Raw genomic sequence first — 23,026 nt, 5'->3', positions numbered from 1 at the left:
TTGGGCCAAACGACGGACCCCTGGGCGAGATTCTGCTGCACGGGGCACCATTTGACAGACCGGCCGGTCTGTTTTTACGCTGACCTTGCCGCCGTCGTCGACCCACCGACACAGGCGGCTCCGGCATGCCCTGGAACACCCCGGACCAGCGGGAACATCAGGGGCGCACGCCGGGCGGAAGCAGACCGGCAGACGCGCGCCGGACACCGAGGGCAGACGCGCGCCGGCACCAGCACGGGCACCAACTCAACCGGCGGACGCAGTTCGAGTTCAGCCGGTGGAAACAGGGGGAGAGCCGCAATGAAGATGACGGTCAGGACGGTGTGACGTGGCACTTCAGGAACGTGCACTGCGGACCAGGGCCAACCTCATCCGCGCGGCCGCCCAGGTCTTCGACCGGGTCGGCTATCAGCGGGCGACCCTGATGACGATCAGCGAACAGGCCGAAGTGACAAAGGGCGGCCTGTCCTTCCATTTCACGACCAAGTCCGAACTGGCCCAGGCCGTACAGATCGAGGCCTGCGCCATCTCCGCCGCGGTCCTCGAGGACCTCGCGGACCGCCCGGGCCCCGCCCTGGACATCGTGGTCGACATGGCCCACGCACTGGCCGGGCTGCTGCACAACGATGTCGTGGTACGGGCCGGAGCGCGCCTCGCCCAGGAGGTCGAGACGCCCGAAGACCCGGCGCTGCACTCGCAGTTGTACTGGCTCAGCACCCTGCACCGCACCCTGTGCCGGGCCAGCGGTGACGGCAGCCTGGCCGACGGCACCGACGTCCGCTCGGCGGCCGCGCTGGTGATGTCGGTGACCATGGGCGCCGAGATGCTCGCCAGGATGCCGTACCAGCACGCCTTCGGGCAGCCGCAGCCCGAGGAAGGGCAGCAGGAGAGCCCGCAGCAGTGGCTGTCCCGGGTCTGGCGCGTGCTGCGCCCGGTACTCGCGGGCGCCCCGACGGGCCCGGGCGGGCACCGGCCCGCCGCCACCCCGAACGGCCACGCGCGCTCCCCGATGAACAGGGCCACCGTGCACGCGGTGGCCGCCTCCGCCGGTGTTCCCGCCGTCTCTGCGATACCGGCCCAGGGCGTCCGCTGACGAGAGCCGCGCGGCCGGGGACGGACCCCCACCCTCCCCGGCCGCGCGGACACCATGGCTTCGGCCACCCCTCGGGGCCCTGCGCTCACGCGCGACCGTGGCACCACCCGTACCGCCGCGACCCACGGAACGAACTCGCCCGGACTCGCCCAACTCACCGGGCTCCGAACGCTGTTGATCGCGATTCGGTCCGGATTGCCGCAGGCCCGGCCTACACCCCGGCCATCTGCCCGCAACGGCGCGCGAGCCCGGAAGTCCCGTGAAATTCATCTGACACAGGACAACCTCCGGCCACCCTCCCCGGTCTCATGATCGGCGCGCGGTGCACGGGCGGACGGGTTCCGTCCGTGCCCGCTTCCCCACGCGCCGACGCGCGCTGCCGGAACTCCCGGCCGCGGTTTGCACCGAGGACTCAACTACCTTGCGCATCAGCACATTTGCCCGGTCCGCCGCCACCCCCGCGGCGAGCCTCGCCCTGGCCGTCGCACTGCTCGGCCTGCCCTGCGCCACCTCCCCCGCCCACGCGGACGGCAACGCCGTCCTGCCCGTCGAGGCGTACGGCGACATCGTCGTGGACGACATCCACCGGCACGTCTTCCTCAGCGACCCGACCGGTGACAGCGTCGTCGTCACCGACTTCGACGGCACCGTGATCAAGGAGATCGAGAACGCCGACGGCGCCTTCGGTCTCGCCCTCTCCGCGGATTCGAGCACGGTCTACGTGGCCCTGCGCGATGCGGGCGCCGTCGCCGCGCTCTCCACCGACTCCCTTACCGAGAGCGGGCGTTGGACGACCGGCGAGGGCTCGCAGCCGCAGCACCTCGCGGTCACCGGCGGAAAGGTCTTCTTCGGCTACGGCGCCACCGGCAGCGGCCGTATCGGCTCCCTCGACCCGGCCGCGGCCACCCCCGTCGAGCTGGCGCTGCCCGCCGGAAACGGCTGGTACTACGCCCCCGAACTGACCGCCTCCCCCGCCGCACCGAACACCCTCGTCGCCGGTGAACTGGGCCTCAGCCCGGCCACGGTCGCGGTCTACGACGCCGCGGGCGGCACGCTCGCCCGGCGCGCCCACGCCTGGAACCCGGGCGAGGGCGGCAGCTCCAACCTCCGCGACATGGCGATCAGCGCGGACGGCAAGGACGTGATCCTGGCCAGCGGATCGCCGTACAAGCACCAGGCGTTCAAGCTCGGCGACCTGTCCGCGTCCGGCACCTACACCAGCGACGCCTACCCGAACGCGGTCGCCGTCGCCCCCGACGGCACCGTCGCGGGCGGCATCGACGGCTTCTACGAGCCGGACGTGTACGTGTTCCGCCCGGGCACCCAAACCCCGTTCCGTACCTACGAGTTCGCGGGCAGCACCGACTACGCGACCCTGCGCCCGAACGGGCTGGCCTTCACCGCCGACTCCACGCGCCTGTTCGCGGTGACCGACACCTCCGCCGGCGACATCGCCCTGCGGATCCTGGTGGACGCCAACAAGGCCGATGCCACGCTCGCCCTGTCCGCCCCCGCCACCTCCCGCCCGAACCGGACGCTGACGGTCACCGGCACCCTCACCTCCCCGGACCCGCTGCCCGCGGGCGCACAGGTCTCGGTGACCCGGACCGGCCCGGCCGACGGCATCGTCACCGAACTGCCCACCGCGACGGTGGCCGCCGACGGCACCTTCACCGTCACCGACCGCCCCTCGCACACCGGCACGTACACCTACCGGGTCGCGTTCGCGGGCGACGCCCACCACCGCCCGGCCAGTGCCGAGGTCTCGGTGTCCGTGCAGCGCTGAGTCCGTGCAGCACAGAGTCCATGCAGTGCTGAGTCCATACAGTGCTGGTCCGTACTGCACTGAGCCGTACTGAGCTGACGCGTACGTAATCACGCAATCGCCGTACGCCGCCGGGGAGTTGTTCCCCGACACAGCACGAGGGCCGGTGCCCGCTCCGGGTAACTCCCGGGCGGGCACCGGCCCTTGTGACGTTACGGCCCGTTCGCGGGGCCTGCCTCGTACCGGCTCAGCCGACGTCCGCGTACGAGTGCTTGCCGCTGACGAAGATGTTGATGCCGTAGTAGTTGAACAGCCAGCAGGCGAAGGCGATCAGGGCGATGTAGGCGGCCTTGCGGCCCTTCCAGCCGGCGGTGGCGCGGGCGTGCAGGTAGCAGGCGTACGCGATCCAGGTGATGAAGGACCAGGTCTCCTTGGGGTCCCAGCCCCAGTAGCGGCCCCAGGCGTCGCCCGCCCAGATGGCGCCCGCGATGATCGTGAAGGTCCACAGCGGGAAGATCGCGGCGTTGATGCGGTACGCGAACTTGTCCAGCGAGGCCGCGGCGGGCATCCGCTCCAGGACCGAGGTGGCGAAGCTGCCCGGCTTGCCGCCGCCCGCGAGCTTGTTCTCGTAGGAGTCGCGGAACAGGAAGAGCAGGGTGGCCGCCGCGCCGATGTAGAAGGCCGCGCCGCAGATGATCGCGGTGGCGACGTGGATCCACAGCCAGTACGAGTCCAGGGCCGGGACGAGCTGGTCGCTCTCGGTGTAGAGGACGGTGACCGCGAGGCCGAGGTCGAGCAGTACCGAGGTGACCAGGACCAGGCCGAGCCAGCGGACGTTCTTCTTCAGCGCGAGCAGCAGCAGGTACACGCCGACGGCGACCGTGGAGAAGGTGATGTTGAACTCGTACATGTTGCCCCACGGCGCGCGCTCCACCGAGAGCGCGCGGGTGACCACACCGCCCGCCGCCAGGAGGAAGGCGAGGGTGGTCAGCGAGATCGCGATACGGCCGTAGAGGTCGCCCTGCTCGCTGTCGCCCGCGGCGCCGGGGCCGTCCGGCACGTCGCCGCGGCTGCCCGCCACGGAGCGGGTCACGACCTTCGGCCGCTCCAGGACCGCGGTGCCGCCGCCCTGCTTCTTGACCTGGATCGCGGGCGCGGCGGCCGTGGTGGCGGCCGCCGCACCGGCCGTGGTGGTGGTGAGCGCGGCGGCGGTACGGCCGACCTTGCTGCGGCTGCCGAAGATCCACTCGGCCATGTGCGCGAAGAAGGCCAGGGTGTAGATGGCCATCGCGGAGTAGATCAGCACATTGCTGATCTCTGCCAGATTCTCGTTGTTGGCGGCGGCGAGGATCACTTCTCAGCCCCTTCGGCGGGTACGGACTCGGTGTCGGCGTCGGCCCGGGCGGTCTGCTCGGTGTCGGGGTCTTCGCGGTCCTGCGGGGGGTTCTCGATGGCGGATTCGGTGGCGGGGCCGGTTTCGGTGGCGGGTTCGGTGGCCGTGGGCGCCTTCTCGTGCAGGTCGCCCGCGAGTGCCCCGAGTTCCTCCGGCAGCTTCGCGGACTCGCTGCGGCCAAGGCCCGCCATCTCGACCACGGTCAGGCCGTCCGCGTCGGTGCGGGTGCGGACCCACACCCGGCGGCGCTGGATGAACAGCGAGCCGGACAGACCGGCGATCGCGACGATGGAGCCGCCGAGTGCCCAGTTGTTGCCGGGCTGCTGGGAGATCTGGAAGCTGGCCCACTCCCGGATGTCCTTCTCGAAGGTGATCGAGCCCGCGCCGCCTGGCAGCTTCATGGTCTCGCCGGGCCGCAGCCGCTGCTTGAGCAGATCGCCCTTGGCGTCCTTGAACTTCTGCATCTTCTTGGTGTTGAGCTGGTACACGTTCTGCGGCACGCCCGAGTCGACGCCCAGGCTGCCGTGGTACGCGGACAGCGCGAGCACCGGGTACTCCAGGCCGGGGAACTGCGAGAACATCTGGCCCTTGCCGACACCCGCGAAGGTGGGCACGAAGAAGGCGTTGAAGCCGAGCTGCTCCTTCTTGCCCTTCTTGTCCTTGTAGCCGTCCAGGACCTTGATCGCGCCGGTCGAGGTGACGTTGCCGTCGATCGGCAGCAGCGGCACGGCCTCCTTGTAGACCACCTCGCCGCGGCCGTCCCGCACGGTGACCACGGGCGCGTAGCCGTGACCGACCAGGTGCACCTTGGAACCGTCGATCGTGAGCGGGCTGTTGACCTCGACGTCCTTCTTCTTGGGCTTGCCGTCGATGCCTTCGTAGTACGTGACGTGGGCCTTGTAGATACGCGGGGTGCCGCGGTTGGGGCCGCCCCGCTCGTACGTGCCCTCGAAGTCGTCCAGGGTGAAGCTGAACGGTGCCAGGTCGTCCGGGTCGTAGAGGCTCCCGGACTTGAAGTCGTCGTACTGGGTGAGGGTGTTGGAGAAGCCGTCGCCCTCGACGATCAGCTTGCCGCCCTCGGACTTGAACAGCTCGCCGCTGGCGAAGGCCACCAGCATCACGATCAGCGAGATGTGGAAGGCCAGGTTGCCCGCCTCGCGCAGGAAGCCCTTCTCGGCGGCGACCGCACCGTCCTTGCCGTCGGGGCCCTCGGTCTCGTGCGCCCGGAACCGGCGCCGCTTGAGCAGCCGCAGCGCCTCGGCGCGCACCTCCTCCTCGCTCGCGGCGGTGCGCCAGGTGGTGTACGCGGGCAGCCGGGAGAGGTTGCGCGGGGCGCGCGGCGGGCGGCTGCGGAGCTGGCCGACGAACTGCCAGGTGCGCGGGACGATGCAGCCGATCAGCGAGACGAACAGCAGGATGTAGATCGCGGAGAACCACACCGAGCTGTACACCTGGAAGAGCTGGAGCTTCTCGTAGATCGGCCCCAGCGTGGTGTGCGTCGCCTTGAACTCCTGGACCTTCAGCTCGTCCGAGCCCTGTTGCGGGATCAGCGAGCCGGGGATGGCGGCGAGGGAGAGCAGCAGGAGCAGCAGCAGCGCGATACGCATCGAGGTGAGCTGCCGCCAGATCCAGCGGAAGGTGCCGATGAAGCCGAGCGCGGGAAGCTGGGCCAGGCTCTCCTCGCGCGGGGCGGTGGACAGCTGGGCGCCCGCGGCGCCGAGGTCCTCCTCGCCCTTGCGTGCCGCGCGGTCGGCCTCCGCCGCGGGCTTGTCGTCCGCGGGCAGGGTCTTCTCGTCCGCGGACGGCCGGGTCGCATTGCTCATCGCGTTCAGATCCCCACAGTGAAGCCGTTGGACCAGATCTGCATCTCCTGCACCAGGTGGTCCCACGCACCCGTCAGCAGCAGCAGTCCGGTCGTGATCATCATGATGCCGCCGATTCGCATCACCCAGGCGTAGTGCCGCTTGACCCAGCCGAAGGCGCCGAGCGCCTTGCGGAAGGCGATGGCGACGACGACGAAGGGGAGACCGAGGCCGAGGCAGTAGGCGACCATCAGTATGGCGCCGCGGCCCGCGCTCGCCTCGTTGAAGGAGAGCATGTTCACCGACGTGAGCGTCGGCCCGAGGCAGGGCGTCCAGCCGATGCCGAACAGCGCGCCGAGTATCGGAGCCCCCGCCAGACCCGTCACCGGCCGCTTGTGGAACCGGAATTCGCGCTGGGTGAGCCAGGGCATCAGGCCCATGAAGAAGATCCCCATGAGCAGCATCAGGACGCCGAGGACCTTGGAGAGGGTGCTCTGGTACTCCTGCAGCGTCGAGCCGAAGTAGCCGAAGAGCGCGCCGCCGGAGACGAACACCGCCGTGAAGCCGAGCACGAACAGCGCCGCTCCCGCCGCCATCCGCCCGCGTCTCGCCTCGGCGAGGTCGGTGCCGCTGACTCCGGTGACATAGGAGAGGTAGCCGGGTACCAGCGGCAGGACGCAGGGCGAGAAGAAAGAGACGAGCCCACCGAGGACGGCGAGCGGCAGGGCGAGCAGAAGGGCCCCGCTGTAGACCGTCTCGTTCATTCCGGTGTCCGTGGCGGCGAGCAGCATCAGGCGATCACTTCTCGGCGAGCACGGGGTCGATCATCTTGCGGAGCTTCTCCTCGCTCAGCGGCCGCAGCGACCGGGCGGCGATCCGTCCCTCGCGGTCGAGTACGAGCGTGGAGGGGATCGCCTGCGGGTTCAGCGTGCCCTTGCCGAAGCGGAGCATCAGACGGCCCGCCGGGTCGTACAGGCTCGGGTACGTGACCCCGTAGTCCTTCTCGAACTTCTTGGCCGGGCCCGTGCTGGAGTTGCGGGTGTTGATGCCGACGAACTCGACGCCCTTGGGCTTGAGGTCCGTGGCCACCCGTACGAAGCCGGGCGCCTCGGCGCGGCACGGCGGGCACCAGGAACCCCAGACGTTGAGGACGACCACCTTGCCGCGCATGTCGGCCAGGGCGAGCTTGTCGCCGTCGAGCGTCTCGCCCGCTATGTCCGGTCCGTCCTTGCGGTCACCGCTCTTGACGGTCGAGATGCCGTCCTTGCCCATCACGAAGTTGGTGTCGCCCCCGCCGCCGGATGTACCGCCCGAGGTGCAGGCGGTCAGGGCGAGCGCGGCGCTTGCCGTCACCAGGACGGTTCGGCGCGCTGTTGCGGCGGTTGCAACAGATCGGCGTGCGCGGCGTGCGCGGCGTGCGGCACTCATGTGAAAAGTTTCGCATGGCTGTCCCGGGGATCTTGACCGCCCCCCGTCCGCGCGGATTTTCCCATTTCAGCCGGGGTTCGGGGGCCTTTCCCGGGCCTTTTCCCGGCCTGGCGAAGGCCTCAGGAGGGGTGATTTCGGGCTGGGTTGGGGGGTGGGGTGGGGACGTGAGGTGGGCCACGGGGTGGAGGGGGGGGGGTGGGCTGTCTGTCGGTCCTGGGGTTGGTGGTCCATGGATCGCGAGTCCCGGGATGGCCGGTCCCAGGATCGCGGGTCCCAGGATCGCGGGTCCCAGGATCGCGGGTCCCAGGTCCGCCGATCCCGGGTCCGCCGATCCCAGGTCCGCCGGTCCCAGGTCCGCCGGTCCCGGCTCAGGCGGAGACCGCCCGTAGCGTCCCCGGCCGTCGCCCGACGAGAAGGTCGAGTGCGGCGGAGGTGGCCTCGTCGGCGGGCAGGTGGACGAGCAGGCGCTGATCGTCGTCGGCGGGGAGTTCGAGCGTCTCGTACGCGAGGCGCAGCTCGCCGGCCTCGGGGTGGACGAGCCGGGTGACGCCGTTGGACTTCGGAAGACCGGGCAGGGTGTCCACGCGTGCGGTAAAGGCGGGCCCGGCGGTGACGGTCAGTTCGTCGGCGAGCGCGGCGATGTCGGCGTCGGCGCGGAAGGGCCCCTGTTTGAGGGCGGCGACCTGTTCGTCGGCGACCCGGTCCCAGTCGGGGTAGACGGTGCGCGCCCGGTCGTCGGCGAAGACGAAGCGGGCAAGGTTGGGCGGGCTGCCGTCGAGCAGTCCGACGGGTCCGGCGAGGCGCTCGTACGCGGCGGTGTGCGCGAGGACGTCGCCGAGCCGGTTGAGGAGGACGGCGGGCGCCGGTTCGAGCCGGTCGAGCAGTGCGCGCACGGTCGCGCGGACCGTACGGGCGGGCGGCTCCGCGCCCCGGCAGGTGAAGCCGGGGTCGGCGCCCTTGGTGAGCCGGTACAGGTGGATGCGCTCGCTCGGGGTCAGGCGGAGCGCGTCGGCGAGGGCCGCGAGCACCTGCGCGGAGGGGCGCCGGTCGCGTCCCTGTTCCAGCCGGGTCACGTACTCGACGCTGACTCCCGCGAGCGTGGCCAGCTCCGCCCGGCGCAGTCCTGGCGTACGACGACGGGGCCCGGTGGGCAGTCCCGCCTCGGCGGGCGTGACGGCCTCCCGGCGGATGCGCAGGAACATGCCCAGTTCGTTGTCGCTCACCCGGCGAACGTAACAGCCCACCCGGGCCCGGAGGGTGGCCCTGTCACTACCGGTCTCCGCCCGGCCTTCCTCGTATCGGCGCGGCCCGGCAGCGTGGTTGTCGTGACCGGTCGGGTCACCGGTTGGATCACCCGACGGTCACCGGTCGCCGCCGAATCTCAAGAGCAACAAGGAGCAGAGCCATGCCAGTTGAGAACCAGTCCGTTGAGAGCGGGCCCGTCGGGAGCCGGTCCGTCGGGAGCGGGTCCGTCGGGAGCGGGTCCGTCGGGAGCGGGTCCGTCGGGAGCGGGTCCGTCGAGAACGAGTCTCCTGCGAATCCGAACACCTCCCCCGCCAACGAGCCGAAGCTCAATCTCGCGGTGCTCGTCGGCAGTGTGCGGGAGGGCCGGTTCGCACCGGTCGTCGCGCGCTGGTTCGCCGAACTGGCCGAGCAGGACGGCCGGTTCACGGTCGAGGTGATCGATCTCGCCGAGGAGCCGCTGCCGCTCGCACTGCCGCCGGTACCGCCCGCTGTGGACCCCGAGATGCCGCGCCCGGCCCAGATGGCGGAGCTCACCCGCAGGATCGCGGCGGCCGATGCGTACGTCGTGCTGACACCCGAGTACAACCGCAGCTTCCCGGCCTCGCTGAAGGCCGCGATCGACTGGTACTACACCGAGTGGGCGGCCAAGCCGATCGGCTTCGTCGGCTACAGCGGGGCCACCGGCGGCGTCCTCGCCATCGAGCAACTCCGCCAGATCTTCGGCGAGTTGCACGCCCACACGGTCCGCGACTACGTCTCCTTCCCCCGCTACTACGAGCTCTTCGACGCCGACGGCACCCTCAAGGACCCCACCGGCCCGGCCCGCGACGCGCAGGCACTGCTCGACCAACTCCACTGGTGGGGCGCCCTGTTGCACACCGCCCGCCACGAGAACCCGTACGCGGGCACCGCACACTGAGCGCTCCCACCCTCGCTCCCTCGGCACTCAGGCGCTGGGCGTGCTCCCGGCGAGGAACTCCCCCCAGCCCCCGACCGGCGACTGCCCGACGTCCAGAGTGCGGAGCTTCTCCAGTACCGCCGGGTCCTGGGCGTCGATCCAGTCGGTGAACTGCCGGAAGGACACCAGGCGTACGTCCTTCTTGCCCGCGATCTGCTTGATCGTCTGCTCCACCGCGTCCATGTAGATGCCGCCGTTCCACTCCTCGAAGTGGTTGCCGATGAACAGGGGCGCGCGGTTGGACTCGTACGCCCGCTGGAACCCGTTGACGTAGGTCCCGGTGGCCTGGGTGCGCCAGGCAGGGTAGTTGTGGGCCGGGGCGCGGGTGGTGTTCTTGGACTGGTTGGCGAGGATGTTGTAGTCCATCGACAGGACCTCGAAGCTGTGCCCGGGGAAGGGCAGCGCCTGGAGCGGCAGGTCCCACAGTCCGTTCTTCTTGTCGGGCCAGCGCTGGGTGCCGCCGGGCGAGGAGGAGTCGTAACGCCACCCGAGCTCGCGGGCCGTGGGCAGCAGGTTGTCCCGGCCGAGCAGGCAGGGGGTACGGGCGCCGACGAGTTCCTTCTCGTAGTCGAAGGGCAGCGGTTCGAGGTCACGCCAGCCGGTGTTGGTGCGCCACTCCTTCACGAAGGACTTCGCCTGGGATATCTCGTCGCGCCACTGCGCCGGGGTCCAGTTCGCCACACTGCCGTCGCCGCCGCAGAAGTGCCCGTTGAAGTGGGTGCCGATCTCGTGGCCCTCCAGCCAGGCCCGGCGTACGTACTTCAGCGTGTCCTTGATGTGCGCGTCCGTGAGGTAGCCGATGTCGGAGGCGCCCACGGGGTTGTTCGGCGGCCGGTACAGCCGCTGCTTCGACTCCGGCAGCAGATAGAGCCCGGAGAGGAAGAACGTCATCGACGCGCCGTGCTCCTTCGCCAGATCGAGGAAGCGCGGGAAGAGCCCGTTGCCGACCTCGCCCGCCCCGTCCCAGGAGAAGACGACGAACTGCGGCGGCGTCTCACCGGGTTCGAGCCGCCGGGGCGCCTCGGGCTGATGCGGCTGCTTGCCGGTGTACGCGGTGGACCCGTCACCGATCAACTTCGGCTCCCGCGCGGTCCCGTCCTCGGGAACCGCCCGGGTCGGCCCGCCACCGTCCCCGCCCTTGAGGGTTCCGCAACCGGTGAGCCCCAGCGCGGCCACCGCTCCCGCACTCGCACCGAGCACGCCCCGACGGCTGACCTTGCGACCGGTCCCGCGACCGGCCCCGCCTATACCGTCCAGCCCGTCCAGCCCGTCGTTGACACCCATGTCCGTCCCCCTGCTTCCTCTGCTGCTGCGGCGACAACCGCGGCCCACTGGCCGTGCGCCCACTTCCGCTCCGGTCCGGTCTTGACCAGGCACAGAGTCAGAGGGCTGAGGGGAGGGAAAAGTTGCCCAGGTTCACGATGATTGGTGCCACTTCGAGATTTTTCTTACCAGCTGCGCCAGTTGGACACTTTCTGTCCGATTGCGGTTACGGGGTGACACGGAACCGGAGGAGGCGTGGCCACTCGGGCGGCCACGGGACGGCTGGGGACTCTGGGGCAGTGGCTGCTTTGTGGGACGGTGGTGGGGGTGGGGCGGTTCCCGGGGTGCGTACCGGGGTGCGCAGGGGACGGCCTTCGGGCCTGGGCGTCCGGACAGGGGAACCGCTGGGCTGGCGGGGCGCCCGATCCAAGCGGTGGCCGAGCGACAAGGCCGACACAGAACGAGGCCCCACCCGCCCCCACTCACCACGACGCCGCCACCACCTCCGGCAACCCCACCCTCCAACCAACCGAACCCACCCCGATTCCAACTCCCTTACATGGACACCCCCACCCGCCCCCCGGGAGACTTGCGTCACAGCACGGCGTCTTGTGGGAGGTGCCGGGGCCGGAGGGTGGGAGCGGAGTGCGACCAGCGAGGTTGAGGGTGACATCGCCCGCGGGGAAGGTGCGGGAGTACGTGCTGGACGGTGGCCAGTGCACGGTGGGGCGTACGGCGCCGCACCACGAGCCGGACATCGTGCTCGAACCCGATCCACAGGGCTGGATCAGCAGGCTGCACTGCATACTCGATCTGGAGCACGGCCAGTGGTGGGTCACCTGCCACGCCAAGAACGGCACCCTGCTCCAGCACGACGCCTCCGGCGCGGAGATCCATCCCGTACGCGGCCGTGAACTGCTCCGGCACGGCGACACCCTGCTGATCCTCGGCGACATGGTCGGCGACGACGAACTCCTGCACTGGCGGCTGACGTTCATCGACGCACACGCCACCCGTCCCGCCCCCGCCTGGCACGACCGGGCGACCCCGCGCGCGGGCATCCGCTACGACAGCGTCGGCAGCAGGGTGTACCGGATCGACGGCGGCGAGGAGCTGCTCGTCGAGGGGCTGCGGCCCAAGGGCCACCAGTTACTGCGCTACATGGTCTCCCGCAGCACGGGCCTGAGCGGGGGCGAGGCAGTCGCCTGCGACCACGCCGAGCTGATCGCGGCGCTGTGGAAGCCGCCGGAGGAGTGGCCGCTCGGGCGCTCGTACGACAAGACGGACCTCGCGGGAGTGGTGCGCGCGGTGCGCCGCAGCATCGAACCGGACCCGGCGAAGCCCCGGATCCTGGAGACCGTGCCGACCGTCGGCTACCGGCTGTACGTACACCCCGAGTTCCCGGCGGGAAGGCAGGGCCAGCCGCGATGATCTTCGAAGCGCGCTTCCGCGAGCTGGCGGGCGTCCGTCTCTACTGGTCGAACGCCTTCGCCGTGACGGGCCTGCCGACTCACGCCGACGGGGAGACGGTTGACCGTCACCGGGAGGACGCGGAGGCCAAACTCCGCCGGGGGCACGGTTGTTGGGCAGCACCGCGCCCTTCGGGGTCGACGACCGTTCCCAACGACGCGGAGCAAGTACGGGCGGCCTTCGCGGAGTTGGCCGATCCGAAGCGGCGGCTGATGGACGAGGCGCTGTGGTACTGGGGCACCGACAACCTGGACTGCGGCTGCCCCGAAGACCTCCACCGGGAGCACGACGCGGCGGTGCGCCGCCACCTGTGGGCCCTGGAGTCGGCACAGGGCGGCGACCCGTTCCCGGGGGCCAACCGGGAGGTGATGTGGCTGGGCGCGGCCCGAGGCTGGCACGCGGTCCTGGAGAACGACCACTTCGCCGCGCACCTGCGGCACCGGATCCGGACGCTGGACACCCCCGAGCTCGGCGAGGAAGCCGCCGAAGACCTCCTGGCGGGTCTGCCGCCCCTCCTGGTCACGCCGTTCTCCGAACTCGCCCACGGTGACGCGTTCCTGGCCCGGATGGCCGCCGAGTGGGGACGGTGCGCCTCGTTCGAGGGCTCCGTGCACAAGCTCGGCGAGGTCCTGTTCGCCCCGTCGGCCGACCGGATCGGCGACGCCTTGCGCATCGCGAAGGAACATCGCGAAGCCGGCCGGTACGAGGAGTCGGCGGCGGCGCTCTGGCAGCAGGTCCTGCCGGAACTCGAACTCCTGGATCCCGTAAGGCCGTTGGTGCCTGCCGAGCGGTACGACGAGGTCGCGCTCATGGTCGCCGTCGGCCTGAACAACCTTGCCGTGGACCTGCGCGAGTCGTACGTACACCGGGCGCCCGACGCCGGGGAGCGCTGGGAGATGGTCGAACTCGCCCGCAAGGCGCACGACGTGGCGCCGCAACGGGACGAGCAGCAGTTCCTGGACAACTGGGACCGTCTGGTACGGCAGTTCGGCCACGGCCGACGGGCACGCGCGTACGCGAATCCCCGTGGTCTGTCCGCCCAGACCCTCGGCAAGGACCCGCGCAGGGAACAGTGGCGCCGGGCAGCGGCGCGCATCCGGTCGGCGATCCGCTTCCTTCGCACCCCACTGGGCACCAGGATCAGCCTCTCGGTGGTCGCCGTCGCCCTGGTCATCACCCTGGCCGCCACACTCGGCGGCGCGTACCCCGCCGTCTCCCTCGGCCTCGTCCTGTCCGTGATCCTCGCCGCCCTCCTGACCGAGAGACGGGACGGCGCGGGGCAGGAGGCCGGACGGGCGGGACGGACTGGACACGCGGGACAGGCGGGACGGACGGGGTCGTGAGGATGGGAGACACGCTCGGGTCGGGGGTCGGGCCGGAGGGTTGGCGGGACGGGGAGGGCCGGGAGGAGAGTGCGGGGGCCTCGGAGGATTCCGGGGATTCCGGGGATTCCGGGGATTCCGCGGACTCGGGTGCGGACTCGGCGACGTGGGCGGCCTCAGCGGCCCCGACGGGCTCAGCGGGCTCGACGGACTCGGAAGCTTTCGAGTTCTCCGACGACTTGCTGAGCACACCGGACTGGCCGGACCTGCCGGACTCCGTCGACGATGCCTCCGGCCTCCTACCGAGCCTCCTGCACGAACTGTGGGACCTGCTCAACTCCTGCGAGGACCTGATCGAACAGGTCGGAGGCGGCCGGGCGGAACGACGGGAGCTGCGCATTCTGCGGACCCGGGCGAGCGCGGTGTGTGTGGATGCGAGTGGTACGGAGCTGCGCCAACTCATGGTGCGGGTACGGGAGTTCCAGATCGATCTGCTCCGGTGCGGTGACCGCTGGGATGTCCTGGTCTTTCACTCCCTCGCGGATCTGCGCGAGGAGATGACGTCACGGCCGCAGGCCGACGCGGCTCTCGCGGAGGGAAGGCGGGCGCTCGCGGAGGGGGACCGGGAGGCTTTGAGCGCTGTCAACCGGAGGCTGCGACGTCTGTTGCGGCCGGGCGGCGAGGCATAAGGCGACGGCGACGCGGGGCTGATCCACGTGAACCCTCACCTGGAACTCCACCTACCCCGGACGACGACCCGCGCCCTCGACGGCAAGAGCGACCGTGGGCCGGACACCTCAACCACCCCCCCAACCCCCTGGAGTAGGTTGAGCCGCGGCCTTGCTGACGGCCGTGTCATTTCAGGGGGATGGATGACGATGCAGGTTCTCGCGCCGGAGGATCCGCGCTACCTCGGTCCGTACCGACTGCTGGGTCGGCTCGGTGAGGGCGGGATGGGTCTGGTGTATCTCGGGCGGTCCGAGGGCGGCCGGACGGTGGCGCTGAAGGTCGTACGGGCCGAGTTCGCCCAACTCGCCGAATTCCGGCGGAGGTTCGCGCGCGAGGTGGCCGCCGCGCGTCGGGTGGGCGGGCAGTGGACCGCCGATGTGCTCGACGCGGACACCGAGGCCGCCGTGCCGTGGGTGGCGACGCGGTACATTCCGGGGCCTTCGCTGTACGAGGTGGTGGCCGAGGGGTACGGGGCGCTGCCGGAGCGGTCCGTACGGGTGCTCGCCGATCGCCTCGCGCTCGCCCTTGCTGCCGTGCACGACGCCGGGCTGATCCACCGGGACCTCAAGCCGTCCAACGTACTCGTCACCGTGGACGGGCCGCGCGTCATCGACTTCGGTATCGCCCGGGCGCTGGACGCCCTGGACACGGCCACCGGCGAACTCGCGTACACGCGCACCGGGATGGTGATCGGCTCGCCCGGCTTCATGTCGCCGGAGCAGGCGCGTGGTCGTGAACTCACCGTCGCGAGCGACGTGTTCTGCCTGGGGTCGGTACTCGCGTACGCGGCCACCGGGCGCCAGCCCTTCGGTGCGACCGGTAACGGCGGGGTGCACGCCCAGTTGTTCCGGGTCGCCGAGGACGAACCCGACCTGGACGGCGTACCGGAGAGCCTGCTGCCCCTCGTACGCGAGTGCCTGCACAAGGATCCCGCGCTTCGGCCCACCCCGCGGGCGGTCGCCGAACGGGCCGCGCTCGTCGAGACCGGGCCCTGGCTGCCGGGTGAGGTCCTTGAGCAACTCGGGCGCCGGGCCGCGGAGTTGCTGGACTACGACCCGGCCTCGGCCCCCGGTCACGGGGCCACACCGACGGTGAGGTCCGCCCAGGCCGCACAGTCGGCACCGGCCGCATCGGCCACACCGGCAGCCCCCGGCATCGCCGCCCGGCAGGCGCCTCCCCCGGCCGCCCCGACGATGCCCGCTCGGCCTCCGGCCGCCCCTCCCCCACCCGCCGCCCCCGCGCCCGCACGCGGAGCCAAGCGCAGTCGGGCCCTCGCGGTGGGCGCCGCGGCGGTGGCACTTGCCGTAGCCGGTGCGGGCCTCCTTGCGCTCAAGCCATGGGAGGAGGACGCGGGCAGTGGTGGCCGGGGCGGCGGCGGCAGTGTCGCCGTGCCGAAGCAGTTCGTCGGCGAGTGGGAGGGGAAGCTGACGACGAAGGGCGCGGCGGCCGGGGAGTACGCGCGGCTGCGGATCAGCGGGGGTGGCGAGCGGGCGGTCGAGGTGTCCGTACTCGGCAGGGCGAGTCTGTGTGTCACCACGAGCGCCGCCGAGGAGGCCGCATACGACCAGGACTCCGGAGAGCGGACTCTGACACTTGGGCAGGCGGGCTCGAAGAGTGCCACTCCCAGGACCGCGTCCGCCGACTGCTGGAAGCCCGCGCGCAGCGAGCTCGGCTTCGGCCCGGCCTCGAACGACCGGCTCACCTGGCTCGTCGACGGGCAGGAGGTCCAGCTCACAAAGCGGGAGAGCCCGTCGCTCGACAAGTACCAGGGCGTGTGGTTCCCCGAGACCGACGAAGCGGAGCCCGGCCCCCTGGAGCAGGTCGGGATCGCCGGCACGACCGTCGAGCAGAGCACGGTCAGAGTGGTGGACGGAATGGGCTCCGACCCGTCGTGCCACTACCGGGCGAAGGTGTTCTCCGCACCGGACGGTCTGCTCACCACTCCGCCGGAACTGGACGCGGTGACAGCGGACATGGAGTCGAGATGCCCCAGGAGCCGGTCGCCGTTGCGGCTGACACTGGTGGACGACGGGACGGTGGAGTACCGCTCACTCGACTCCGCGGCGTCGGGGCTTCTCACCTCGGTCTGAGCCCGGCGGGCCTCAGCGGCTGCGCCGGGGCAGCCTGACGCTGTCCACGCCGTTGCGCAGGAGGTACTGCGTGACGTTCAGGGCCGGGTGGCGGCCCGGGGCGGGGGCCTTGCCGTCGGCCATGCGCCACAACTGCACGGTGTAGAAGACGAGTTCGGTCAGGTTGTCCAGGAGGCGGATGCCGCTGCGCTTCGGCCGGACGTCGCTGCTCTCGGTCTTGGCCGACAGCAGGGCGGCGGGCAGGTCGGGCTCGACGGCGAGCGGACGTCCAAGGCCCGCGATGTCGATCACGCCACTGCGGATCGCGTCGGCCATGCCGTCGAGGGTGCGGAAGCCGCCGGTGAGCATGAGGGGAAGCCGCGGGACCTCGGCGCGGACGCGGTCGGCGTAGGCGATGAAGTACGCCTCGCGCTTACGGGTGGACTCCTTCAGCGTGGGGTCGACGCCGAGCATGGCGGCGGAGGAGTACGTACCGCCGGAGATCTCCAGGAGGTCGATCCCCTCGGCGGCCAGTGCGCGGACGACGTCGAGCGACTCGTCCTCGCCGAAGCCGCCGCGCTGGAAGTCGGCGGAGTTGAGCTTGACCGACACCGGCACCTCGGGGCCCACCTCCGCACGGATCGCGCGGACGACCTCGATGAGGAAGCGGCGCCGGTTCTCGGGGGTGCCGCCCCACTCGTCCGTGCGCTCGTTGGACAGCGGGGAGAGGAACTGGCTGATCAGGTAGCCGTGCGCCGCGTGCACCTGGACGCCGTCGAAACCCGTCTGGACCAGGAGCCGCGCCGTGGTCGCGAACCGCGCGACGATGTCCTCGATCTCGGCCGTGGTCAGCGCGCGCGGCTTGGCGAAGGCGCCGCCCACACCGGAGGCCGCGAGAGCCGAGGGCGCGAGGGGCTGGGAGGACAGGTTGCGCGGGATCTGCCGTCCCGGGTGGTTGATCTGCGCCCAGAGCTTCGCCCCGCCCTTCTTGGCGGTGTCGGCCCAGGCCGAGAGGTCCGCGAGGTGCCGCTCGTCCTCGACGACGACGTTCCCCGGCTCCCCGATCGCACGGGAGTCGACCATGACGTTGCCCGTGATGATCAGGCCCATTCCGCTGGTCGCCCAGCGCCGGTAGAGGTTCCGTATCCGCGGGCCTGGGCGCCCGTCCGGCTCGGCCAGGCCCTCGCTCAGCGCGGCCTTGGCGATCCGGTTCGGAATCGAGGCGCCGCCCGGGAGAACGAACGGGCTCTGCAGAAGCTCGATGTCCGCCTGGCTGCCCGACGGGCTGCCCACACTGCTGCTCGGCTTGCTGGTGCTCGGCCTGCTGGTGCTCGTACTCATCGCGTGACCTCCGTCGTGTGCCGTCCCGCCGAATCCGACGATTCGGTCGGCCCGCTGGTGCATTGCTCACGCCGCCCCCGCGGGTATGGACACCAGCCACTCCCATTCCTTACTCACAAGTAAGGTAGTAGACCAATCGATCTACCGCAAGACCGTCTGGTCTACTTGCGGGAAGGGGAGTGGCCGCCGACGGGGAAGGAGCACGGGAGCGTGACGACGACGGCGCGGGACAAGCTCATCGAGAGCGCGATCGGGCTGATGCGCACCCACGGCGTCTCGGGGACCACCGTCGCGGACCTGTTGAGCGACAGTGGCGTGGCCCGGCGCTCGCTGTACCTGAACTTCCCCCAGGGGCGCGGGGAGTTGCTCGGCGAGGCGGCACAGACCGCGGGCACCGCCATGTCGGAGGGGCTGGCCGCCGTGCTCGCCGATGCGCGGGAACCGATCGTGGTGATGCGCACCTTGCTCACCGCGGTGGGCGAGGGCCTCGCCGCCGACGACTACGACGCGGGCTGCCCCGTCGTCGCCTCGGCCCTCGGCGGCCGGGACGCACCGGCCGCGCGCGAGAGCGCCTGCGGCACCTTCGAGTTGTGGCTGAACGTCGTGGAACAGGCCTTGGTCACGGCGGGTGTCCCGGCCCAACGAGCCCCGTCCCTCGCGGCATTGATGGTCTCCTCCGTGGAGGGAGCGGTGATCCTCTGCATCGCCCAGCGGTCCACCACACCTCTCGACCACGTCGCCAATGAACTCGAACAGCTCCTGGACACGGTCCTGGACCGGTGAGAGTGCCCTGACCGTTCGGGGCAACGAGTCTGCCCGGAAGGCGAGTTGGCGCCGGTGGGCGGGGGCCCGGCAACACAGAAGCCGGTGACCCGCGCACTGCGGGCCACCGGCGAAGGCTGGCCGAACTGCCGCCTCTGAGTGGTCGAACTGCCGTCTCTTACGCGCGAGTTGGAGACCGCGAACGGCTCGGCTCAGGCCCCGAACGCCTTGTCCTTCCCCTTGACCGGCTTGGCGCCTGCCAGGAGGTGCGGCGGGACGAGGTCGCGGGCGGGCTCGGTGTAGCCGACGGAGACCAGTTTGTCCCCCTCGTACGTGAAGCTGGTGAGGGAGGCGAGGGTGCACTGGCGCTTGCGCGGGTCGTGCCAGAGCCTGCGGTTCTCCATCGCGCTGCGCAGGATCCAGATCGGCAACTGGTGGCTGACGCACACCGCTTCGTGCCCGCGCGCGGCGTCGCGGGCCGCCTCGACGGCCGCGCGCATCCGCTCGACCTGCTCGGCGTACGGCTCGCCCCAGGACGGCTTGAGCGGGTTGACCAGGTGCTTCCAGTTGGAGACCCGGCGCAGCGCGCCGTCGCCGACGCCGAAGGTCTTGCCCTCGAAGACGTTCGCGGCCTCGATCAAGCGCGGGTCGGTGGCCAAGTCGAGCTCGTGCCGCTTGGCGATCGGCGTGGCCGTCTCCTGCGCGCGCTCCAGCGGGGAGGCGACGACGTACGCGATGTCGCGCGAGGCGAGATGCTCGGCGACCCGCTCGGCCATCTGCCGCCCCAGCTCGGAGAGGTGATACCCGTCGAGCCGCCCGTACAGGACGCCCTCCGGGTTGTGCACCTCGCCGTGCCGCATCACGTGCACGACGGTCCTCTGCCCGGAGGCGTCCGGGGTGTGCTCGCCGCCGGTCGGCTGCGTCGGCGCGCTCATGCCGTGGCCTCAGCAGCGGCACGGGCGGCGGTGGGCAGCGCGGCGGCGATCCGCTCGATGGCACGCGCGTCGTGGGCGGTCGAGACGAACCAGGACTCGAAGGCCGAGGGCGGCAGGTACACGCCCTGGGACAGCATCGAGTGGAAGAAGGCGTTGAAGCGGAAGCCCTCCTGGGCCTTCGCCTCGTCGAAGTCGCGTACCGGGCCATCCGTGAAGAACACCGAGAACATGTTGGACGCGGTCTGCAGCCGGTGCGCCACGCCCTCCTTGTTCAGGGCCTCGGCGACCAGGGTGCGGATCTGCTCGGAGACGGAGTTCACGGTCGCGTACGCGGCGTCGTCGAGCAGCCGGAGCTGGGCGAGACCGGCGGCGGTCGCGACCGGGTTCCCGGAGAGGGTGCCCGCCTGGTAGACGGGACCCGCGGGGGCGAGGTGCGCCATGACATCGGCGCGGCCGCCGAAGGCCGCCGCCGGGAAGCCGCCGCCCATGACCTTGCCGAAGGTCATCAGGTCGGGCACCACCCCGTCGACCCCGAACCAGCCCGCCTTCGAGGTACGGAAGCCGGTCATCACCTCGTCGGAGATGAACAGCGCGCCGTCGGCCGCGCACAGTTCCTTGAGCCCGGCGTTGAAGCCGTCCAGCGGCGGGACCACGCCCATGTTGCCGGGCGAGGCCTCGGTGATCACACAGGCGATCTCGCCGGGGTGCGCGGCGAAGGCCTCGCGCACGGCCGCGAGGTCGTTGTACGGCAGGACCAGGGTCTCGCCCGCCTGGGCACCGGTGACGCCCGGGGTGTCCGGCAGTCCGAAGGTGGCGACGCCCGATCCGGCGGCGGCGAGCAGGGCGTCCACGTGGCCGTGGTAGCAGCCCGCGAACTTGACCACCTTGGCGCGGCCGGTGAAGCCGCGCGCCAGCCGGATCGCCGACATGGTCGCCTCGGTACCCGAGGACACCAGCCGCACCTGCTCGACCGGCGCCACCCGCGCCACGATCTCCTCGGCGAGCTCGACCTCGCCCTCCCCCGGCGTACCGAAGGAGGTACCGCGGGCCGCGGCGGCCTGGACCGCGGCGAGCACCTCGGGGTGCGAGTGACCGAGGATCATCGGACCCCAGGAGCAGACCAGGTCCACGTACTCGCGGCCGTCCGCGTCGGTGAGGTAGGGACCGGTGCCCGAGACCATGAAGCGGGGTGTGCCGCCGACCGCCCGGAAGGCCCGGACCGGCGAGTTCACGCCACCCGGGGTCACCTGTGAAGCCCGGCCGAACAGCGCGGCCGATCGGGGCGCGTCCGCGGGATAGGGCACGGCCCCCGCCGCCGTGGCGGTGCCGTGGTTGATGTTCGCCTCTGCCATACCCCTCAGCGTACGGCCCGCGCCCCCGGGTCCCGGGCCCGCCCCGGCCCCTTCGTACGGGGCCGGCGGGCAGGGCCACCGGCCCGGCGGACGGCGGCCCGCCTGACCGGACGCTCGCCGGTCCGGCGACGGTCGAGTGCCCTGCGCGGGCCGGAGGCACGGCGGACGCACCGCGGACGACGGCCCGGCGACGAGGGGGCGACGGACGGCCGAATCCACCGCAACCATCCGGAACCGACGGGGCCGGGTTTCCACGAATACGCGTGTCTACCAGTCGACTACGGCGGATTTCGGCTGCCCGGACGTGATCGGCACCCTTCTTCCGTGGTCGCGGCAAGGGCATACCACCTAACATGGTCCGGGGGTTCTCACGGGCATTCCTGCACACCGCGGCGTGAGGTGCGTCGCGAGCCGGGGACAGGTGTGCCGCCGCACGTTTCGGCGCGCGGCCGTGGGGGAGGTCATTGACACGATGATCGGTCTGCGTGGCGGGGCCCGCGCGTCCGGATGACGAGTCGGGTGGAGATATGCAACGCGGTGGCGGACTGGGCGAGGGTACTGACGACCTCGGCCCCAGGCGTGCCCGGCGGGGCAAGCACCGGCGCGAGGCGCAGGCGACGGAGCGCGAGACCCCGGCGGCCGAGACGGAACAGACCGGCGGCCAGCTGCCCCTCGGGCACGGCGAGACCGGGAGCACGGTGCCGGGAAGCAGGAGTGGCCGGGTGGGGGTGACGTACAAGTACTTCGGCGCGCCCGACGGCGCGACGGCGGCCCGCGTCCCCATCTCGATGCGCCCCGACGAGCTCGGCGGCGACGAGCTGGGCATGGGCGGCATGTTCACCAAGATCAAGCCGGAGACGATGGCCGCGATGGTCCTCACCGGCATCGAGGGCGTCCCCCTGCACCGCGTCCCGCCCCTCGAACTGGTCGTCCTGCACCCGGACTACGCGGTCGTGAAGCTCCCCATGACGGTGGTCGACCCACTGCGCGGAATCGGCGAGGAGACGGTGGGCGCCGCGGCGTTCATCTGGTCGACGGTGCCGGATCGCGGGGGACCGCGCAACGCGTTCGATGTGTATCAACTGCTGCACGAGTGGCAGGACTTCAGCCATCGGCTGCATGAGGCTGGGCATCAGCCTTATTGTTTGGTTTGGCCGTGATGGTCTGATATCGACCAGCACTCTCCTTTGAGTTCTGAATTACCGGATTCGGTGAAAGTGCTTCGGAACTGGGCTTAGCCCAAAGGGAGTTGCAGGTCGGGAAGTACGGTCCTCGCGCGTGCGGGGTTGGTCCCTCGGTACAGATGACGGTGTTCTGGGGGAAGCGGTGGTCCCCGCGCGTGCGGGGTTGATCCCCAGACCGTGAACCTCGACCAGCTCGGCGGCGAGTGGTCCCCGCACGTGCGGGACTGACCCCTTGACCGCGATTCGGTCGCCAACTCTCCCCCACCTGGACCGACTTATCCCATCCCCCGCATCACCTGATAAAGCAAATCCACCAACGGCTCCACCGGCACGCTCGGATCGAACGCCCGCTGCACCCCCAGCCCGATCCCCAGACTCAGCAACGTCACCGCCGCGATGTCCGCGGGCATCGACAGCGTCAGCCCGAACTCCCGCGCCTGCGCCTCGATCAGCTCCGCCACGCCCTCGGTGATCTTGCGCCGCCGGGCGGCGAGTTGACGGCAGACGTCCTTGTCGCGGCGGGTGGCGGTGGCGAATTCGACTTCCAGGGACGTCCAGGGGCTGTCGCCGATGTGCTGTTCGGCCCAGCGGGCGAAGCCCGCGATGCGGTCGTCGACGCGGTGGGTGCCGTCGAGTTCGGCGGTCAGGCGGGTCATCTGCTCGGTGACGATCCGGTCGAGCACCGCCAGGCAGAGCTCGTTCTTCGTGGCGAAGTTGGAGTACACCGCCCCCTTTGAATAGCCCGCCGCCTCGGCGACCCGGTCCATCGAGGTCGTCGCGAAGCCGTCGCGCAGGAAGAGGGTGTACGCGGTTTCCAGGACGTGCTCACGGGTGCGGGCCTGGCTCTCGGCCCTGGTCAGTCTTGCCACGACAGCAGCGTACCGCTAGCTTTCAGATCCCATAAGTATCCGGATA

Annotated in this window: 19 protein-coding genes; 9 read left to right on the top strand and 10 right to left on the bottom strand. The window is 70.9% G+C overall.

The features are described 5' to 3' along the window. Positions 1 to 328: 328 nt before the first annotated feature. Together HUT18_RS20715 and HUT18_RS20710 are read left to right on the top strand one after the other, a co-directional pair. Entirely contained in the window at positions 329 to 1,093 is a 765-nt protein-coding gene (locus tag HUT18_RS20715) for a ScbR family autoregulator-binding transcription factor (RefSeq protein WP_176102089.1), read from the top strand. 421 nt (positions 1,094 to 1,514) lie between these two features. Further along, on the top strand, positions 1,515 to 2,879 hold the full coding sequence (locus tag HUT18_RS20710) for a hypothetical protein (protein WP_176102088.1): 1,365 nt from the start codon (positions 1,515 to 1,517) through the stop codon (positions 2,877 to 2,879). Between the two features lie 226 nt (positions 2,880 to 3,105). On the opposite strand, the gene ccsB is transcribed toward HUT18_RS20710, so the two are convergent. The 5 genes from ccsB to HUT18_RS20685 form a co-directional block, all read right to left on the bottom strand. Beyond that, entirely contained in the window at positions 3,106 to 4,212 is a 1,107-nt protein-coding gene (ccsB, locus tag HUT18_RS20705; RefSeq protein WP_176102087.1) for a c-type cytochrome biogenesis protein CcsB, read from the bottom strand. Further along, positions 4,209 to 6,074, bottom strand: coding sequence for a cytochrome c biogenesis protein ResB (locus tag HUT18_RS20700; RefSeq protein WP_176102086.1), 1,866 nt, complete (start codon positions 6,072 to 6,074; stop codon positions 4,209 to 4,211). Before HUT18_RS20700 ends, ccsB begins: the two co-directional genes overlap by 4 nt. Before the next feature lie 5 nt (positions 6,075 to 6,079). Then, complete coding sequence (locus tag HUT18_RS20695) at positions 6,080 to 6,847, bottom strand: cytochrome c biogenesis CcdA family protein (protein ID WP_176104689.1); 768 nt, start codon at positions 6,845 to 6,847, stop codon at positions 6,080 to 6,082. A 4-nt stretch (positions 6,848 to 6,851) separates the two neighbouring features. Then, on the bottom strand, positions 6,852 to 7,481 hold the full coding sequence (locus HUT18_RS20690) for a TlpA disulfide reductase family protein (protein ID WP_176102085.1): 630 nt from the start codon (positions 7,479 to 7,481) through the stop codon (positions 6,852 to 6,854). Between the two features lie 368 nt (positions 7,482 to 7,849). Next, entirely contained in the window at positions 7,850 to 8,704 is an 855-nt protein-coding gene (locus tag HUT18_RS20685) for a helix-turn-helix domain-containing protein (RefSeq protein ID WP_176102084.1), read from the bottom strand. Between the two features lie 359 nt (positions 8,705 to 9,063). On the opposite strand from HUT18_RS20685, the gene HUT18_RS20680 reads away from it, so the two are divergent. Next, complete coding sequence (locus HUT18_RS20680; protein ID WP_254878728.1) at positions 9,064 to 9,645, top strand: NADPH-dependent FMN reductase; 582 nt, start codon at positions 9,064 to 9,066, stop codon at positions 9,643 to 9,645. A gap of 27 nt (positions 9,646 to 9,672) precedes the next feature. Here HUT18_RS20680 and HUT18_RS20675 read toward each other — a convergent pair whose 3' ends face one another. Continuing rightward, positions 9,673 to 10,968: a hypothetical protein gene (locus HUT18_RS20675; RefSeq protein WP_254878727.1), complete on the bottom strand. Its 1,296-nt coding sequence runs from the start codon at positions 10,966 to 10,968 to the stop codon at positions 9,673 to 9,675. A gap of 645 nt (positions 10,969 to 11,613) precedes the next feature. Here HUT18_RS20675 and HUT18_RS20670 point away from each other — a divergent pair. The 4 genes from HUT18_RS20670 to HUT18_RS20655 all read left to right on the top strand — a co-directional run bounded on the left by HUT18_RS20670 (position 11,614) and on the right by HUT18_RS20655 (position 16,558). Then, positions 11,614 to 12,378 carry an FHA domain-containing protein gene (locus HUT18_RS20670; protein ID WP_176102082.1) on the top strand — a complete coding sequence of 255 codons (765 nt, stop codon included), beginning with the start codon at positions 11,614 to 11,616 and terminating at the stop codon, positions 12,376 to 12,378. Next, entirely contained in the window at positions 12,375 to 13,760 is a 1,386-nt protein-coding gene (locus HUT18_RS20665) for a hypothetical protein (protein ID WP_176102081.1), read from the top strand. The genes HUT18_RS20670 and HUT18_RS20665 overlap by 4 nt, the downstream gene beginning before the upstream one ends. Positions 13,761 to 13,978: 218 nt before the next feature. Continuing rightward, the gene (locus HUT18_RS20660; protein ID WP_176102080.1) at positions 13,979 to 14,428 is read left to right on the top strand and encodes a hypothetical protein; all 450 of its coding nucleotides are present in this window, start codon (positions 13,979 to 13,981) and stop codon (positions 14,426 to 14,428) included. A 183-nt stretch (positions 14,429 to 14,611) separates the two neighbouring features. Further along, on the top strand, positions 14,612 to 16,558 hold the full coding sequence (locus tag HUT18_RS20655) for a serine/threonine-protein kinase (protein ID WP_368661546.1): 1,947 nt from the start codon (positions 14,612 to 14,614) through the stop codon (positions 16,556 to 16,558). A 12-nt stretch (positions 16,559 to 16,570) separates the two neighbouring features. On the opposite strand, the gene HUT18_RS20650 is transcribed toward HUT18_RS20655, so the two are convergent. Next, positions 16,571 to 17,878 carry an NADH:flavin oxidoreductase/NADH oxidase family protein gene (locus tag HUT18_RS20650; protein WP_176102079.1) on the bottom strand — a complete coding sequence of 436 codons (1,308 nt, stop codon included), beginning with the start codon at positions 17,876 to 17,878 and terminating at the stop codon, positions 16,571 to 16,573. A 210-nt stretch (positions 17,879 to 18,088) separates the two neighbouring features. On the opposite strand from HUT18_RS20650, the gene HUT18_RS20645 reads away from it, so the two are divergent. Then, complete coding sequence (locus tag HUT18_RS20645) at positions 18,089 to 18,661, top strand: TetR/AcrR family transcriptional regulator (RefSeq protein ID WP_176102078.1); 573 nt, start codon at positions 18,089 to 18,091, stop codon at positions 18,659 to 18,661. A 191-nt stretch (positions 18,662 to 18,852) separates the two neighbouring features. Here the strand turns inward: HUT18_RS20645 and HUT18_RS20640 are convergent, their stop codons facing one another. Continuing rightward, the gene (locus HUT18_RS20640; RefSeq protein ID WP_176102077.1) at positions 18,853 to 19,575 is read right to left on the bottom strand and encodes a histidine phosphatase family protein; all 723 of its coding nucleotides are present in this window, start codon (positions 19,573 to 19,575) and stop codon (positions 18,853 to 18,855) included. After that, the gene (hemL, locus tag HUT18_RS20635) at positions 19,572 to 20,927 is read right to left on the bottom strand and encodes a glutamate-1-semialdehyde 2,1-aminomutase (RefSeq protein ID WP_176102076.1); all 1,356 of its coding nucleotides are present in this window, start codon (positions 20,925 to 20,927) and stop codon (positions 19,572 to 19,574) included. Before hemL ends, HUT18_RS20640 begins: the two co-directional genes overlap by 4 nt. A gap of 527 nt (positions 20,928 to 21,454) precedes the next feature. Here hemL and HUT18_RS20630 point away from each other — a divergent pair. Beyond that, positions 21,455 to 22,087, top strand: a complete 633-nt coding sequence (locus HUT18_RS20630) for a hypothetical protein (protein WP_176102075.1) — start codon at positions 21,455 to 21,457, stop codon at positions 22,085 to 22,087. Between the two features lie 299 nt (positions 22,088 to 22,386). On the opposite strand, the gene HUT18_RS20625 is transcribed toward HUT18_RS20630, so the two are convergent. Continuing rightward, entirely contained in the window at positions 22,387 to 22,980 is a 594-nt protein-coding gene (locus HUT18_RS20625; protein WP_176102074.1) for a TetR/AcrR family transcriptional regulator, read from the bottom strand. Between the last annotated feature and the right edge of the window lie 46 nt (positions 22,981 to 23,026).

The organism is Streptomyces sp. NA04227 (genome assembly GCF_013364195.1).
GTDB lineage: Bacteria > Actinomycetota > Actinomycetes > Streptomycetales > Streptomycetaceae > Streptomyces.
Note: the sequence above shows the minus strand (reverse complement) of the source record. Positions and strands in the feature narration are given on the sequence as shown.